Below are 15735 nucleotides of genomic sequence, written 5' to 3'. Positions count from 1 at the left end.
ATGGTTACTGCTGCTGCACCAACAACATCGGCGAGACGAACACTTTGGCATGCATCTGCTCGCAGCCACCGCCACGGCGCATACCCCGTACCGGGCAGGCGTCGAGGTAATCCAGACCCACTGCCAGCTTGAGGTGACGCTCAGGCCGGGACAGTTGATTGGTCACATCGAAGCTGTACCAGGCGTCATCGATCCAGGCTTCCGCCCAGGCATGACTGGCCAGATGCTCGCTGTTTTCGCTATAGAGATAACCTGATACATAACGCGCGGGCACTCCCAGACTACGGGCACAGGCCAGGAACGCATGAGTGTGGTCCTGGCACACGCCTGAACGGCCAGCAAACGCTTCAGCAGCGCTGGTATCGACCTCTGTCGAACCAGGGCTGTAGGTCATGTGTTGGTTCAGACCGTACATCAAGTCGATCAAGGCATTGCGGTCTTTGCGCGTGTGGCACTGTTTGAGCGCAAAGGCACGTATGGCTTCATCGGCTTCAGTCAGACGGGTGAAACGCAGAAATGGCAGCGCTGACTGGCTTTCATGCTCAGCCTCACGCTTCTCGTCGATTTCAACCTGGCCACGGGCACCGATAATGATCGCTTCGTGGGGCTCATCCAGCGTCAATACATGAAGGATATTGCCGAACGGATCGATCTGCGCACGCACCGGGCGCGGCAAGGTCAGCTGCCAGCTGAGTACCTGCTGGCGCTCGCTGTCGTGAGGTGTCAGACGCAAATACTGGATGCTGGCGCGGACCTGATCTTCGTAGTGATAAGTGGTCTCGTGGCTAATTGAGAGTCTCATGCAGCCTCCAGGTATGAAGTGTGGATAGCGTTACCCAATTGGGCCACTAACGGAATGAATTCATTCAGCCATTCATGCAGGCCTTCACCCAGGATTTCATCGATGCTGGTATAGCGCAGACGTGCGTCCAATTCGGCGGCCAAGCGCTGTGCCGGACGGCCATTGGCGCCTGGCAGACTCGCGAGGATCTGATCGAGCTCCTCCAGACAGGCGCGCAACGAGCGCGGGATGTCGGCACGCAACAGCAGCAATTCGGCGACCTGACGCGCACCCGGCGCGTCCCGATACAGCTCGGTGTACGCCTCGAACGACGACAAGGCGCGCAACAAGGCGCTCCACTGGTAGTAGCCGTGCGCCGAACTGTCAGAGATCGCTTCGGTATTTTTCCCGAGCACTTCGAGCATCTCGTAACGGGCGTCGAGCATGCGCAGGGTGTTATCGGCGCGCTCGATGAACGTCCCCAGACGGATAAAACGGAACGCATCGTGACGCATGATGGTGCCATAGGTCGCCCCCCGAAACAGGTGCGAACGCTCTTTGACCCACTCACAAAAACGGCTCATGCCGTAACGACTCAAACCCTGCTCGGCGATGCCGCGTATCTCAAGCCACGTGGCGTTGATGTTTTCCCACATGTCTGCCGTGATTCGTCCGCGCACCGCATGAGCACTGGCCCGAGCGGCACCCAGGCAGCTGTAAATGCTGGCCGGATTGGTCGCATCCAGGGCGAAAAAATGCAACAAGCGTTCGGCGTGCAACTCACCGTAGCGCTCCAGATAGTCGTCCAGCGTGCCGGTAATCAACAGCGGCATGGCCATTTCATCCAGACCATCGCCGCGCCCATCCTGGGGCATCAGTGACAACGAATAGCTGACGTCGAGCATCCGCGCGAGGTTTTCCGCTCGCTCCAGATAACGCGACATCCAATATAAATCCGAGGCAGTTCTACTTAGCATTGGCAGGCATCCTTAATCCTCAACCACCCAGGTGTCTTTGGTTCCGCCGCCCTGGGACGAGTTCACCACGAGAGAGCCTTCACGCAGGGCTACTCGGGTAAGGCCGCCTGGGACTACTCGGGTTTCACGGCCGGAAAGAACAAATGGGCGCAAGTCGATATGGCGTGGGGCGATGCCGTTCTCGACAAAAGTCGGACAGGTCGACAGGCATAAAGTGGGTTGTGCGATGTACGCGTGGGGCTTGGCTTTCAGGCGGGCACGGAACACTTCGATTTCAGCTGCCGAAGCCGCCGGGCCAACCAACATGCCGTAACCACCCGAACCTTGGGTTTCCTTGACCACCAGTTCCGGCAGATGCGCCAGCACGTGGGACAACTCTTCCGGTTTGCGGCACTGCCAGGTCGGCACATTTTGCAGAATCGGCTCTTCATCCAGATAGAAACGGATCATGTCCGTCACATAGGGATAGATCGACTTGTCGTCCGCTACGCCGGTCCCGATGGCATTGGCCAGCACCACATTGCCCGAGCGATAGGCCGAAAGCAGGCCCGGGACGCCGAGCATTGAGTCGGGGTTAAACGCCAGCGGATCGAGAAACGCATCATCCAGACGCCGGTAGATCACATCGACGGCTTTAGGCCCGTCAGTGGTGCGCATGAAGACGCGATCATCACGCACGAACAGATCGGCCCCTTCCACCAACTCGACACCCATCTCGCGCGCCAGAAAGGCGTGTTCGAAAAAGGCACTGTTAAAGCGGCCAGGAGTCAGGACTACAACGCTCGGATTGTCGATGGGGCTGGAGCTTTTCAAGGTATCGAGGAGCATGTTCGGATAATGATCGATGGGCGCGATGCGCTGAGCGGCGAACAGCTCCGGGAACAGGCGCATCATCATCTTGCGATCTTCGAGCATGTAACTGACGCCGCTGGGTGTGCGCAGGTTGTCTTCGAGCACGTAGTAGGTGCCGTCGCCATCACGCACCAAGTCAACACCGGAAATATGCGAATAAAGGTCACGGTGCAGATTCAGGCCCTGCATCGCCAACTGATATTGCTCGTTGGCCAACACCTGTTCGGCGGGAATAATCCCGGCTTTGATAATCCGTTGATCGTGATACAGGTCGGCGAGAAACATGTTCAACGCCTTGACCCGCTGAATACAGCCGCGTTCCACAATCCGCCATTCGCTGGCAGGAATACTGCGCGGAATCGTATCGAACGGAATCAACCGCTCAGTGCCCTGGTCGTCCCCATACAGCGTGAACGTAATCCCGGCACGATGAAACAAAAGGTCGGCTTCACGTCTGCGCTGAGCCAAAAGCTCCGGCGGCGTCTCACCCAGCCAACGGGCAAACTCCCGATAATGCGGACGGACCAAGCCGCCAGCGTCATACATCTCATCATAAAAGGTGCGGATCATGCCGTACTCCTTGTCACCACGGACACCAAAGGCCTTCGCAAGGCCCGTGCCATCGGCATAAACGCTTTAATATCAAACAGTTGGATAAATCCCCTAACGCAACCGCACCATTCCTGTGCAGTAACCGCCCCAACTTATTCACCTACGCCTCATTGCGACGCGTCCTTCAATAACGCTATCTATTACCAGCATAGTCAGCGTTGATTTCACAGGTGTAATTTTGTTTCACAACCCACCCAACAATCCCTCTAACGGTTAGAACCTACAAACTAAAACCGGCTGACAAAAGGTCAGCCGGTAAGGGGATTGCAACGGGGACACCCTCGGGCGTTAATTAAAACGCTTGATTTCCTGAGTCACGCCCCACCCCTCGACCTCACCGTCCAGCGGTGTGATCACCGTTTGAAAGTCTTGCTCGAAATCATCGATCCCACCATAAGTGGCGTACATCACTTTGCTCAATTGAAGATGCCATGCCCCGTCATCACGGACGCTGACCTGCGCGTTCAAGGATTCCCCACGAAACTGCCCTGCCGCTTGCCGTGCCCGCTCCTCATCCGGGAAAACGGCATAAAACTCGATGGGATGAATACGTGCGAAATCAAAACCGCCCTCTTTCATGCGGCGCAGTACGTTACTGCTGATGTCCTCTTGATAGGCTGTGCTCATGAAACGTCCTCCTATGCAACGATAGATAGAGTTTCAACACTCCCAACGCGACCCGCCGATTGGTGGTCGCTCAGCAACAGATAGTCTGTCGCCAGGAGCCAAGCATGTAGCTGACAAGGCCAGATCTATCAGGTAGACCGGGCATCGACATGGAGGAAGCCAAAGCAAGCCAGCTTCGGCCTCATTTGCAGAGTAACCCTATCGGCCGTCCGTGCCAAATGGCAGATCAAGCAATGGCCAAAGGTATGATTCAAGGAGTTTCAGTGACCGAAATAATTTGCACACTGTGCAGTGCCTTCAGGGATTTTACCGTCGGCTCGGGTGCCCGGCCGTCAAGGTCGTTCAGATCAAGTTTATCAACCACAGGGTACAAAACCTCGCGTAGATAGTCTGCCGCTGCCTCCATATCAGGACGCTGCTCGCTGCCAAACTCTAGGCTTTGTCGGACGCCGTCTTTATCAAGATAAGTAATGGTCCACTGTTTCATCTATGTCTCCTCAGCGAAGCCGAAGAAAGCGGCTTACTTAATCTGGACCCTGAAAATCCAGTATTCGTTCCACTGTTTTGGCTGCCGGGCGGACAAAAAAAGAGACCGGTAAAGGTCTCTTTTTTAGTACGCCGCTCGCTTAGCGCGGCTTGCTGTCGACCACGCCCGCGGTATTCTCCATCAGGCTCTTGGTTGCGGTTTGCAGGAAGCTTTCCAGCTTCAGCCTTAGCTGTGGTAAATCAGCTTGTTGAGGCATCAGTTCGGCGTGGGGCTTGGCGCCCAGCTCATATTGGTACACGCGAGGTTCCATATCCTTGGGCTCGATCAGAATACGATCGCCAGTCACCAGGGCGACAGTCAACTCGCCCCCCGATGGTTTGATCACGCCAAAACCTTTATCGCCTTCAGGCAGGTTCAGCAAGTCACGACCCCAGCATTGGTTACGCGATTCGCCACCCAAACGCCCCATGATGGTCGGAACGATATCAATCTGGGTGCCGACAATACTGCTGCGCTGACCGAATTTCTCCTGGACGCCTGGGCCGATCATCAGCATGGGTACGTTAAAGCGACCAAGGTCCATTTCGGAGACTTGCTGATCGTTACCGAAACCGTGATCCCCGACGACGATGAACAGGGTTTCTTTGAAGTAAGGCTCTTTGCGCGCCTTCTCGAAGAATTGCCCCAACGCCCAGTCGGCATAACGCATGGCCGTCAAATGCTCATCCAGCGTGCCATGCCCGGTAACCCGCTCGACGGGCAGGTTTTCCGGCAACGCATACGGCGTATGGTTGGACAGGCTTTGCAGCAACGCATAGAAAGGCTTGCCACCTTCGCGTGCTTTCAGCTCCTGAGCGCCTCTGTCGAACATATCCTGATCGGACACACCCCACGTTGGATCGGAGAACACGGGATCGACAAAATCATTACGGCCAATGAAGTTGGTCATGCCCTGGTTGCTGAAGAAGCCTGATTGGTTGTCCCACGCAAAATCGCCGTTGTAGACATAGACATCGTCGTATTTGCGGGCACTTAGCAACTGCGGCAGGCCGGACAGTTTGTGGCTGCCTTCCGGGGTTTGCATCAGGTATTCAAAACCTGGCAGGTTTGGAAAGCAGGCCATGGTGGCGAACATGCCCTGGTGGGTATGCGTGCCATTGGAGAAGAAGCGGTCGAACAGCAGGCCTTCCTTGGACAGCTTGTCGAAGTAAGGCGTGATGTTGGCATCGCTGCCCAAAGCACCCACCGAATGACCGGCGAAACTTTCCATCAGGATCACCACCACGTTGCGGATCGGCAGTGTTTTTTCCACGGGTGGCAAGGAATCGCGGCGCACGGCAGCGGTGTCGGCATCAACCAGCTTGTCACTGGCGGTCAGCAACATGTCACGCACGGTTTGTTCCGCCAACGGTTGGGGCAGCGTGGCCTTCCAGATATTGGCGCGCTGGTCGGACGTCAGGGCTTCGGCAGCAGAGATCAACGATAAGGTGCCATTGAGGCCCAACTGGTTGGCGAAGTTCGAATCAGTGGTGTACGCATCCCCCCAACGTAATGGCGGGCCCTGACGCAGGGTGCCACGAGCGGCGACGACGGCAACCATCAGGCAGGCCACGAACACGCCGATACGCAGATACCACGGTGCGACCGAGCGGTTGCTGCTCGAACTGACATTAAGCCGCCGACGGGTTCGAGTCAGACGGTCGATGCCCTTGAAGAGCAGACTCAGTACCCAGGTAACCGCCGCCCAGGCCAGCAGATAGCGTCCCACCGGGAAGCCGTTCCAGAGCATGCTCAGCACGGTTTTCGGGTCTTCCTTGACGTACTGGAACACCAGCCCGTTCAAGCGTTGATGGAACTCGCGGTAAAAGTCCAACTCCATCAGGCCGAGGAACAGCGTGATGCTGGCGCCAATCGTCAACCAAAACCGGAACAACCCACGCCCAGTCATTGCCCGGGCGCTGAACAACGCCAGCACCAGAGGAATGAGCAGGTAAATTGTCAGGCGCAAGTCGAAACGCAGGCCATTGACCATCGCCTCGAAAAAGGTCGACGCAGGGATGCTACCAATCATTTCGCGGTTATAGACCAGCAGCGCGACTCGCAGCAGGGTATACATCACCATCAAGACCAAGCCGCTCAGCAGCGTGTAAGCCAGATGCGATTTGACGGTGGGTTGCAGCAAGCGCGACGAGGCGTGCTGATGACTCAGGGCGTCCTGTGTGGCCATGGTGTTCTAGGATCCGTTGGATTCAGGGTAAATGAAGTTCAAATGCATGTGCGCCCTACGCTGTTCGAGACGGCGAGGTTGGCGCGGCGGGCAATTTATTCATGATCGTGTGTGGAGTTTACCAATGATGCGCGCCAAATCGCCAACGACAGCGCATCTAAAAAAAGGTTCCCGTGGCTCTAAAGCAAGGGTCTTGGCCGCCACAGGGCGAAATAACCGCGCATGATTTTCTGGAATGGGCTGTGAAAATTTCGTCTCGCGCAGCGACTTAAATGTAAGGTTGTGTGTCGGGGAGTTTGCATACGACGATCTAAATCGCTATTCCACGTAACAAAAAGCCGCCAATGATGGCGACTTTCCACATCAAAAATCAGTCGTTACTTGGCTTGTTGACTGCCTGCAAAACATACTGCGGCAACGCAAAGGCACCGATATGGATTTCAGGATTGTAATAGCGCGTCACGATACCGCTGCTGGCGAAACGCTGACGTAACGTGTCCAAAGGCAGTTTGCGGTAGTCAGTATTGGTTGCGCCCCACGCGAAGGTCATGGCGCCACCGATGTAAGTCGGGATCGCGGCCTGGTAAAAGTGCCAGTCCGGGAACAGGCTGCGCAGGCGACCGGCAGTGGTCTGCACTTCGGCCAACTGCATGAAAGGTGTGCCGTTCTGGGTGACCAGAATACCGCCTTCGTTCAGGCAGCGGCGGCAGGCCTCATAGAAGTTTTCGGAGAACAACACTTCGCCCGGGCCAATCGGATCGGTGGAGTCGGAAATGATGATGTCGAATTTTTCTTCGGTGGTCGCCACGAAGCGCATGCCGTCATCGATCACCAGATTCAGGCGTGAATCTTCAAAAGCGCCTTTCGAGTGGTTCGGCAAGAACTGCTTGCACATCTCGACCACGGTGCCATCGATTTCAACCATGGTGATGTGTTCGATGCTGCGATGTTTGGCAACTTCGCGCAGCATACCGCCATCCCCGCCACCGATAATCAGCACGCGCTTGGCTGCGCCGTGGGCGAGGATCGGTACGTGGGTGAGCATCTCGTGGTAGATGAATTCGTCGGCTTCAGTGGTCTGGATAACGCCGTCGAGCGCCATGACCCGGCCCATGCGCGGGTTCTCGAAGATCACCAGATGTTGATGCTCGGTGCGCACTTCGTGCAGCAGTTTTTCCATACGGAAGCGCTGGCCGTAACCTTCATACAACGTCTCTTGATAATCGCTCATGGGTAAACCCCTGGTGGATGCTGATAGCAACGGACAGTGAGCCGCTTTTAGTAAAAGCGCTGCCCCTGAGAAAGTCGGGCATTCTACGTCGCGGACGATGACAGGTCGAACCTCTATTGATCAGCCCATGCTGCCCGGACCTGAAAAACAAAAAGCGCCTGACTGCAGCAGTCAGGCGCTTGAGGGGTACGTCAGCGTCAGGTCAAACGTGTCAGAAGCGCACGTTACCGCGCGGTCCGGCAATCGCCCAGATGATCAAGCCCAAAACCGGTAGCAGCACAATCAGCAATACCCACAGGATCTTCATCCCTGTTTCGGCGCCGCTTTTCAATACATTGAGGATTGCCCAGATATCCAGGGCAAGGATGATCAGACCGACCAGACCATTAAACGTAGAACCCATGGTGTTGCTCCTAATTGAATACTTCTCTGATTAGGATAGTTGCACGCAGTGAGGGTTCCATTTCGCCAGCATCTTATTTTTCGTGCCCGCTGACCAAGGTCGTGCGCCGATCAAACATGCAAGGCAATGCGCAGGGCTTCCAGTGAAGGCGCTGCCGTGATACCCACTGCCGCCGCCAACTCGATCACCCGATCCTGATCCTGACCATAGATCAGCACCGCTTGCAGTTCATCGTCCAATGGCTGACTGAGGTTCATCAGTACGTAACCGCCCTTCTCCCGGTTCATGCTGCTCAGTTGAATCTGAATACGGTTGAGAGCGATCAATGCTTCGGTTTTGGCCAATTGCTTGGGTTTGATGTTGAAGGTCACGTCCTGACCGAAGGATTCAACGATCTGTGCAAACAGGTCCATGTAACTGTCGGCCTGAAACAACACGGTCTCCGGCAAGCTGCCAACCACGACCCATTCGCCCAACGGGATGGGGAAACTGTCGTCGTAGTTGATGTCAGGATTGGTCGCGAGAAACGCCTGGGGATCGGCGTAAGCTTGGGCGGCCTCAGCCGCGATGTGCGCGATTTCTTCCTCGCCCATGCAACCCGAACTGATTTTACTGATTAATTCTATGAGTTGGTTCTTCATGGGCTGTCCTGACAATAGGCGAATAGGGGGCGCGAAAACAAGGCGCGAAGGATAACTTGAAATCCATCAGGGCTCTATTGGTAAGGCCTTGATTAACGCTACCCCTGAGCGACCGCCCCAGCGCGATCACAAGGAAGTCGGAACGATCAGCCGTTGAGCTTGCTCAATTGCTCGGCGGTGTCCGCCGCGCCCATGGTTTGCGCAGCGGCCAATGGGGTGACGCCGTTGGCATCCTGCGCATGAGGGTTGGCGCCTTTAGAGAGCAGGTAATCGACGATTGCGGTGCGGTTGAACATGGCCGCCATCATGAGCGCAGTACGCCCGTCCGCAGAGGCGCCTTCGACGTCGGCGCCGTTTTCAACCAGCAGTTTGACCACAGGCAGGTCACCCTTGAACGCCGCACCGGCAATAGGGCTCTGACCGTTGTCGTTACGTATTTCAGGATCAGCTTTAAAGTCCAATAACACGCGGACGCTGTCCAGATGTCCATGGTAGCTGGCAAGCATCAACAACGTGTCGCCCTTGTGATTGCGCAAATTGGGGGTAAGACCTTTTTCCAGTAGACGCCCAAGCATCAATGCGTCGCCTTTGCGTGCAACATCAAATACCTGCTCGGCAAACTCCAGGGCCTCGTCATCGGTCATTAATGTGGCATCGGCAGCCGATTTGGAATGATCTGACATGGTGTACTCCTTGAACGGCGCAGGCAGTTGGAATCAGCGTATGTCCGCCAGTTTCCAGAGCTGCCCGCCCAGGGTCAAGGTATGTGGTCCATAGCCAAATTCAATAGCGAAACTTGCCAGCATGGATATCCCGCAGCACATCGGGCGTTACCGGCACATAGGTGTCTGAACCCGGTAGCCAGGCGTAAACCGGATCACCCCCGGTTTTGCCGGGGTCAAAGGCCTCGTTCTTCAGTCGGGTCTTCTGGTACTTGAACGTACCCGTGGTTTCCATCTTGACCTTCACGCGCAGGAACACTGGCACTGCGTAGGACGGCATCTGACTTTTCGCGAACTGCAGCAACTCCTGGAAGTCCAGGGTCGCCAGCGACTCTGCCGGGGTAATCGCCGCCATCCCGGCACGACCGTTGGTGTTCATGATCTCGACACCGTACGCCACGACTTCAGAGATTTTAGGGTATTGAAGCATGATGTTCTCGACCTCGGTGGTCGATACGTTTTCGCCCTTCCAGCGATAGGTATCGCCCAACCGGTCGACAAATTGCACATGGCCAAAACCGATATCGCGCAGCAGATCCCCTGTGTCGAAGTACCGATCACCCTTTTCAAACACATCGCAAAGGATCACTTTCTGGTTTTTCTCAGGCTCGGTGTAGCCATCCAGCGGTGCTTTCTCATCGATCTTCGCCAGCAGCAATCCCTGTCCTCCCTTCCCGATCCTCTGCATGAAGCCATCAGCGTTACGGATCGGCGAGCCACTTTCATGGGCGTATTCCACCAACGTCCAGGCCTGAAGGGAAAAGCCAACGGTATTGTCGAAGTTGAGGACATTGGTGAAGCCGATATTGCCGTCGCTGGCAGCGTACAGTTCGCAGACATGGTCGACAGCGAAGCGTTTTTTGAACGCGGCCCAGACCCCGGGACGCAGACCATTGCCGATCATCTTGCGCACCGGATTGTCCGCGTCGTTATGCTGCTCCGGGTGATCCATCAGATAGCGGCACAGTTCGCCGACATAACCAATCGTGGTCGCCTTGAACGTGCGCGTATCACTCCAGAATTGACTGGCACTGAACTTGCGTCGGATCGCAAAGCCCGAAGCACCGCATATCGCAGAGCCCCAGCACACGTTCAGCCCTGTACCGTGATACAGCGGCAGCGTGCAATAAACAATATCGTCAGGCCGCATGTCGAGCGCGATCATGCCGAAACCACCATGGGTTTTCATCCAGCGACCGTGCTTGAAAATACCCGCCTTGGGCAAACCAGTGGTGCCCGACGTGTAGATATAAAAGCACGCATCATTGAAGTAGATGCGTTGGGTGGTTATTGGGTTTGCCGGGGATTCTTCAGCGCTGACCCGCGCCAGGTTGATGTAACTCTTCGGGGCCTGCCCTGCATCCCTGCTGGTGTCCTGATCGGCGACGAAGAAGGTTTTGCCCGCGTCGATGGCGACCTCGGTGCGCACGGCATCGTAAACCGCCACCAATTCCTCGCCGACGATAATCGCCAGCGGCTTCACCAGATTCAGGCTGTGTACCAACAAACCCTGAGCTTGCGAGGTGTTGAGCATTGCGCACACGCCGCCGATTTTTGCCACGGCCAGCACATGCACCAATAGCTCAGGACGATTCTCGATGAAAATCCCGACCACATCCCCCTTGCGGAGGCCTTGACCGATCAGGTGATGGGCGATGCGATTGGCCCACTGATTGACCTGCTCGTAAGTGAATACGCAGTCTTTATAAAGAAGTGCCGGGCCCTGCGGGTTGCGCAACACCGCGTTTTCAAAAGTCCAGCCCAAGCCGCACGGCTGATCGGCCTTGGTGACATTGGACATTTTCATGCCCTTGATCACCCGTGGCAGCGCCCTGGCGATAGAAGGAAGCTTACGGGCCATCATGGCCCACGTGATCATGTCGCTATGACTCATGGTTGCCCCTTCGTAGCCGCGTGATTCTATTTTTTGTTTTGGGCGCGAGCGGTGCGGTGACGTCCCTGCCGCAACCACAAAGAAAGTACGTCAGCCGTTCAAAGGGTGTACACGATGGATTTGAAAAATTTTGTATCTCCCACCTAAAGAGCATTGGCATAAGGATGGGATTAACCCACCTGACCGCTGTCCTAGCTTCAGCACGCCTCATAAAACCGCTGATCGTTAGAGCCTCTGCCAAACTCCATCGCCCCTGTATTCCCGGCAAAATGCAGGATGCTCGACAGCCATTCATGCACTTTGCACGACTCAAGAAAAACACGATATTTTTAAGCTGTTGATTTTATTACGTATTATACAAAGTCCGAGACTGGCACAGACACTGCACTAATCACTCCACGCTTGTTATCCCGTGAGCAATGGAGCCGCTAGATATGACTTTCATTCAAGAAAAATTTGCATCCGTATTTTCCGAGTTCGAAGTCACCACCCAAGCCCGTCCCGATGGTGGAGTGTTGCTGAGTTTGCGCAACAGCGAAGGCAAGCAGATCCGTCGTTCGGTGTCCTACGCTCAGCTGCACACTGCCGTGCAACTGCAGTGGGTGATCAGCGCGATTCGCCGAGACCTGGCCGCACAAGCCAGTGAACTGCCAGCACTCTCCATGCTGCAGAGTCAGCACCGCTTCGATCTGCCGACCTACTACACACGCTGAGTTCATCCAACGTGGCATAAGCATTAGCGAACAAGGCCGTAGGCGCACATTCAGCGTCCACGGCCTTGTTGCATGTGCACCCCCATAGAAACCCACCGCAACAGTTAATACCCTTCCTGAACACTGCGCACCTGCCCGACCGGATAGTTTTATTCGTGCCGCGTTCATCATAAGGTTTCCCTGCCAGGTACATGACGTACCTGATTTCAACTAACAGGTGAACCGGATGAACACGCAAACACTCAAGCGCATCAAACCCACTCAACAGAACACCTTCGGCTTTTACCCGCTGACCAAGTGGTGATGTGTATAACCGCTTAACGTGGTCAGGCACACCATGACGTTATCGTCATGGTGTGTTTCTTAACTGCCGAGTACCCAACAATGAATAACTTAAAACACCTCGACCATTTTTTTGGCTCACGCGATATCAGTTTACTGACAGACTCCAGCGCACTGATTGCCCACGCACAACATCAATCAATCAATGCCCTGTTGATCAACGAACTCAGCTGTTTGCCTGCCAACAGTGTGTGCATCACGTTCAGCAGAGAAGCAACCGAATCGCTGCAACAGCTGGCGGCCCACTGCCAGTCAGGGCAAACGCTGTATACCCAGGCTCACGCATTCGACCCATCGCTGAAAAGCGGGATCTACACCCTCGACCTGATCTGTTCCTGCGACTATCGTCTGGCCATGCGCAAGCAGGAGCAACTGCTGTCGCTGCTCGATGAGCATCACGTGTTGCGCCTTTCCGGGGACAACACACTCGGTACATTGCGCATCGTCAATGAGGCTGCGCCCTACGCGATGATCGAGGAAGACATTCAGGCGTCCAAGGGCTTTTATATATTCCCGCTGGCTGAGTTGCTGGAAGTCCATTACACCCATATGGACCCGGATGAACCCCGGACCTTCACCCTTGATGGCGAATTTAACGTCTCCGGCATCCTCTACGCCCGCGGCTATCCTGATCCGTCTATTGCGCCCCGATTGATCGAATCGTTGGCCAGCCTGGCCCAGGCTGTCGCTGCCCATGGCGCCACGGCGATCATCGTCGACAGTCAGGTCAGGTCCTTTACCGTCAACGCTCGCGACTACTGTGCATTGCTGACCGAAGCCACCGGCCCCCGGGGGCTGCACTTGACCGAGTGTGCATTCGGGGTCAATGCCAGCATTGCCGACAAGATCGACTACCGCATCAATTCCCAACTCAACGAAGGTATCGAAGGCCTGCACATCGCTGTGGGGGACGGCCGTCAGGGCTATCACATCGACATGCTGATGCCGGGTGTGGTCGCCACGCCCTTGGGCTGAGTCATTTAATAATGCCTTGGCAAAGCGCCTCCCCCACCGCCTGCGCTCGATTGGAAACGCCTAACTTGGAATAAATACTTTTGAAGTGGTACTTCACCGTGGCTTCGGAAATAGCACGGATAACGCTGATCTCCCACGCTGTCTTGCCTGCGCGAGCCCACTTGAGCACTTCCAGTTCTTTTTCGGTGAGCGCCTTGGCATGCAGTTTTCGGCCTTTGCCGGCCATATGCAGAATAGGGACAAGATTGCTCAACAGGTACTTGTCTCTATCGTTGAGCGTACGGCTCATCGCATTGAGTGAACACACGGTAACAACACCTTGCTGGACGCTAGCCTCGTTGGAATAGCCGTAGGAGGCGCCGGGCATCAGTCGGTAATCCTGAACCACCTCTTTGTAGGTCGGCGTCGGTGGATGACGTTCGAACGCTTTGTCCCAGTCCATGAACCCCAAGTGCTCGCGATAACTGCGGATCACTGGATCATCCATCATCAATCGACCATGACGGTAGAGGTCGCTCCAGACACCGTCCACATTAGAGGTAATGCAAGTCAGCAATACGGTCCCTTTGAACTGATACAGCATGGCCCGCTCACAACAGCATTGGCATCTTAACCAACCCAAGGCATTTTCGATGGCCTTGTCGCCATTGAGTTCTGTAATGCTGACCACCATCTGTTGAATGAGCTGGGTCAAATCGGCGTTGACTGATACTGCACTTCCCATGATCACCTCCCTTTACCCCCGACATAAAGTATTCAGGAATCGACCGACAGAGAGTTGCACAGTAAAAGGCATTTAAAAATAAAGGAAATTATAAACAGGGTTTACTTACTTACCAACAAGCCACTTCCTACAAAGCAATAAGAAAAACCTTACAGACATTTCGCACGATCATAATGGAAGTCATGGCCTATCGTCGGCCGCAATCACCCTCTATCAAGGGTAATTGCAGTTAGAGGGCTTACAACGAAGTCCCTGCAGACGAAAAGCAAAACGTTTTAGAACGCCGACAGGTCAATCACCGCAAAACTGGCGACATTAGCGTGTCCAACCAACTCGCCGCCATTGCGAACCAGGCCACAAGTTGGCATGCCCGCTTGTTGCGCAGCGTCGAGTTCTTCGACGATATCGGACAAAAACAGAATCTCCTCTGCCGGACGACCTATTGCTGCGGCAATGCTGCGATACGACTGCGGCTCGCGCTTGGGCCCGGACGTCGTATCGAAATAGCCGCTGAACAGCGCAGACAGATCGCCTGCATCAGAGCAGCCAAAAATCAGCTTCTGAGCCTGAATCGAGCCAGACGAGTAGACATACAGCTCATAACCTTCCTGATGCCAGCGCTTGAGCGCCTCGACCGCATCCGGGTAAACATGGCCTTTCAACTGGCCAGCTCGATAGCCCTGCTCCCAGACCATGCCCTGCAGCGCCTTGAGCGGCGTGGCCTTACGGTCTTCGGCAATCCACTCCAGCAAAATTTCGATCACACGCTCGACATCAGCCTGGGGTTCGTCGATTTCGTGGCGCACCGCTTGCAACTGCAAGGCCACCGCAGGCTGAGTGGCCTCTTGACGAATAAAGTCCGGCAAATGCCTGGCGGCGTAAGGGAACAACACCTCAAACACGAAACTCACCGCGCTGGTGGTGCCTTCGATGTCAGTAAGGACAGCTTTAATAGGCATGCAAACTCCGGGTCTTTAGTCTTCAAGCCGTGGAAAATGGTTGGCTATCTGTTCGCCGGTGAACGTTGCCACCCAGCCTTCCGGGTTGTTGAACAACCTGATCGCCACGAAATGCGGGTGTTCCCCCATGTCGAACCAATGACGAGTGCCCGCCGGGACGGAGATCAGATCATTCTTCTCGCACAGCACGGCATATACATAGTCGTCGATGTGCAGCGTGAACAAACCACGTCCGGCCACGAAGAACCGTACCTCGTCTTCGGCATGTTGGTGTTCATCAAGAAACTTGGCGCGCAGTTCGGCTTTCTGCGGATGGTCGCGGTCGAGGCTGATCACATCCACCGTGACGTAACCGCGCTCGGTCATCAATTTATCGATCTGTACCTGATACGCGGTAATCACTTCTTCCTGGGAAGCACCCGGCGTGACGGGTGCCGTCGCTTGCCAGCGATCGAAGCCAACGCCATGTTCGGCCAGGGTTGAGGCGATGTCTTCCAGATGGGTCAATACTTTGTTCGGCAAATCAGGCGTAGAGACGTGATAAACGGACAAGCTACTCATGACGGCA

16 protein-coding genes are annotated in these 15735 nt (G+C 55.3%); 2 read left to right on the top strand and 14 right to left on the bottom strand.

Annotated features, from left to right (window positions below; genetic code table 11):
* Positions 1–4: 4 nt before the first annotated feature.
* The 11 genes from RGU44_RS03485 to RGU44_RS03435 form a co-directional block, all read right to left on the bottom strand.
* Positions 5–802, bottom strand: coding sequence for a transglutaminase family protein (locus RGU44_RS03485; RefSeq protein WP_322179773.1), 798 nt, complete (start codon positions 800–802; stop codon positions 5–7).
* A complete protein-coding gene (locus RGU44_RS03480) occupies positions 799–1758 on the bottom strand; it encodes an alpha-E domain-containing protein (RefSeq protein WP_322215653.1) in 960 nt (319 codons plus the stop codon). Before RGU44_RS03480 ends, RGU44_RS03485 begins: the two co-directional genes overlap by 4 nt.
* A 12-nt stretch (positions 1759–1770) precedes the next feature.
* The gene (locus RGU44_RS03475) at positions 1771–3180 is read right to left on the bottom strand and encodes a circularly permuted type 2 ATP-grasp protein (RefSeq protein ID WP_322179777.1); all 1410 of its coding nucleotides are present in this window, start codon (positions 3178–3180) and stop codon (positions 1771–1773) included.
* A 330-nt stretch (positions 3181–3510) separates the two neighbouring features.
* On the bottom strand, positions 3511–3849 hold the full coding sequence (locus tag RGU44_RS03470) for a ribonuclease E inhibitor RraB (RefSeq protein WP_219060602.1): 339 nt from the start codon (positions 3847–3849) through the stop codon (positions 3511–3513).
* Positions 3850–4099: 250 nt separating this feature from the next.
* Positions 4100–4336 carry a hypothetical protein gene (locus RGU44_RS03465; RefSeq protein WP_322215649.1) on the bottom strand — a complete coding sequence of 79 codons (237 nt, stop codon included), beginning with the start codon at positions 4334–4336 and terminating at the stop codon, positions 4100–4102.
* 139 nt (positions 4337–4475) lie between these two features.
* Positions 4476–6563, bottom strand: coding sequence for an LTA synthase family protein (locus RGU44_RS03460; RefSeq protein WP_322215646.1), 2088 nt, complete (start codon positions 6561–6563; stop codon positions 4476–4478).
* A gap of 370 nt (positions 6564–6933) precedes the next feature.
* Positions 6934–7794: a polyamine aminopropyltransferase gene (gene speE, locus RGU44_RS03455; protein ID WP_322215643.1), complete on the bottom strand. Its 861-nt coding sequence runs from the start codon at positions 7792–7794 to the stop codon at positions 6934–6936.
* A gap of 211 nt (positions 7795–8005) precedes the next feature.
* Entirely contained in the window at positions 8006–8197 is a 192-nt protein-coding gene (locus RGU44_RS03450; protein WP_322215640.1) for a PLDc N-terminal domain-containing protein, read from the bottom strand.
* 110 nt (positions 8198–8307) lie between these two features.
* Positions 8308–8838 (bottom strand): hypothetical protein, encoded by a 531-nt coding sequence (locus RGU44_RS03445; RefSeq protein WP_322179785.1) that lies wholly within the window; start codon positions 8836–8838, stop codon positions 8308–8310.
* A 146-nt stretch (positions 8839–8984) separates the two neighbouring features.
* A complete protein-coding gene (locus tag RGU44_RS03440) occupies positions 8985–9521 on the bottom strand; it encodes an ankyrin repeat domain-containing protein (protein WP_322179787.1) in 537 nt (178 codons plus the stop codon).
* A 100-nt stretch (positions 9522–9621) separates the two neighbouring features.
* Positions 9622–11454, bottom strand: a complete 1833-nt coding sequence (locus tag RGU44_RS03435) for a long-chain-acyl-CoA synthetase (RefSeq protein WP_322215637.1) — start codon at positions 11452–11454, stop codon at positions 9622–9624.
* A 434-nt stretch (positions 11455–11888) separates the two neighbouring features.
* Here RGU44_RS03435 and RGU44_RS03430 point away from each other — a divergent pair, with 434 nt between their 5' ends.
* Positions 11889–12167 (top strand): DUF3509 domain-containing protein, encoded by a 279-nt coding sequence (locus RGU44_RS03430; RefSeq protein ID WP_322179791.1) that lies wholly within the window; start codon positions 11889–11891, stop codon positions 12165–12167.
* 384 nt (positions 12168–12551) lie between these two features.
* Positions 12552–13484 carry a hypothetical protein gene (locus tag RGU44_RS03425; protein ID WP_322215634.1) on the top strand — a complete coding sequence of 311 codons (933 nt, stop codon included), beginning with the start codon at positions 12552–12554 and terminating at the stop codon, positions 13482–13484.
* A 1-nt stretch (position 13485) separates the two neighbouring features.
* On the opposite strand, the gene RGU44_RS03420 is transcribed toward RGU44_RS03425, so the two are convergent.
* The 3 genes from RGU44_RS03420 to RGU44_RS03410 all read right to left on the bottom strand — a co-directional run bounded on the left by RGU44_RS03420 (position 13486) and on the right by RGU44_RS03410 (position 15728).
* On the bottom strand, positions 13486–14208 hold the full coding sequence (locus tag RGU44_RS03420; protein WP_322179795.1) for a helix-turn-helix transcriptional regulator: 723 nt from the start codon (positions 14206–14208) through the stop codon (positions 13486–13488).
* Between the two features lie 275 nt (positions 14209–14483).
* Positions 14484–15167, bottom strand: a complete 684-nt coding sequence (mtnC, locus tag RGU44_RS03415) for an acireductone synthase (protein WP_322215631.1) — start codon at positions 15165–15167, stop codon at positions 14484–14486.
* 15 nt (positions 15168–15182) lie between these two features.
* Positions 15183–15728: an acireductone dioxygenase gene (locus tag RGU44_RS03410; protein WP_322215628.1), complete on the bottom strand. Its 546-nt coding sequence runs from the start codon at positions 15726–15728 to the stop codon at positions 15183–15185.
* Positions 15729–15735 lie beyond the last annotated feature (7 nt).

It is taken from the genome of Pseudomonas sp. 5C2, from assembly GCF_034314155.1.
Classification (GTDB): domain Bacteria; phylum Pseudomonadota; class Gammaproteobacteria; order Pseudomonadales; family Pseudomonadaceae; genus Aquipseudomonas.
Note: the sequence above shows the minus strand (reverse complement) of the source record. Positions and strands in the feature narration are given on the sequence as shown.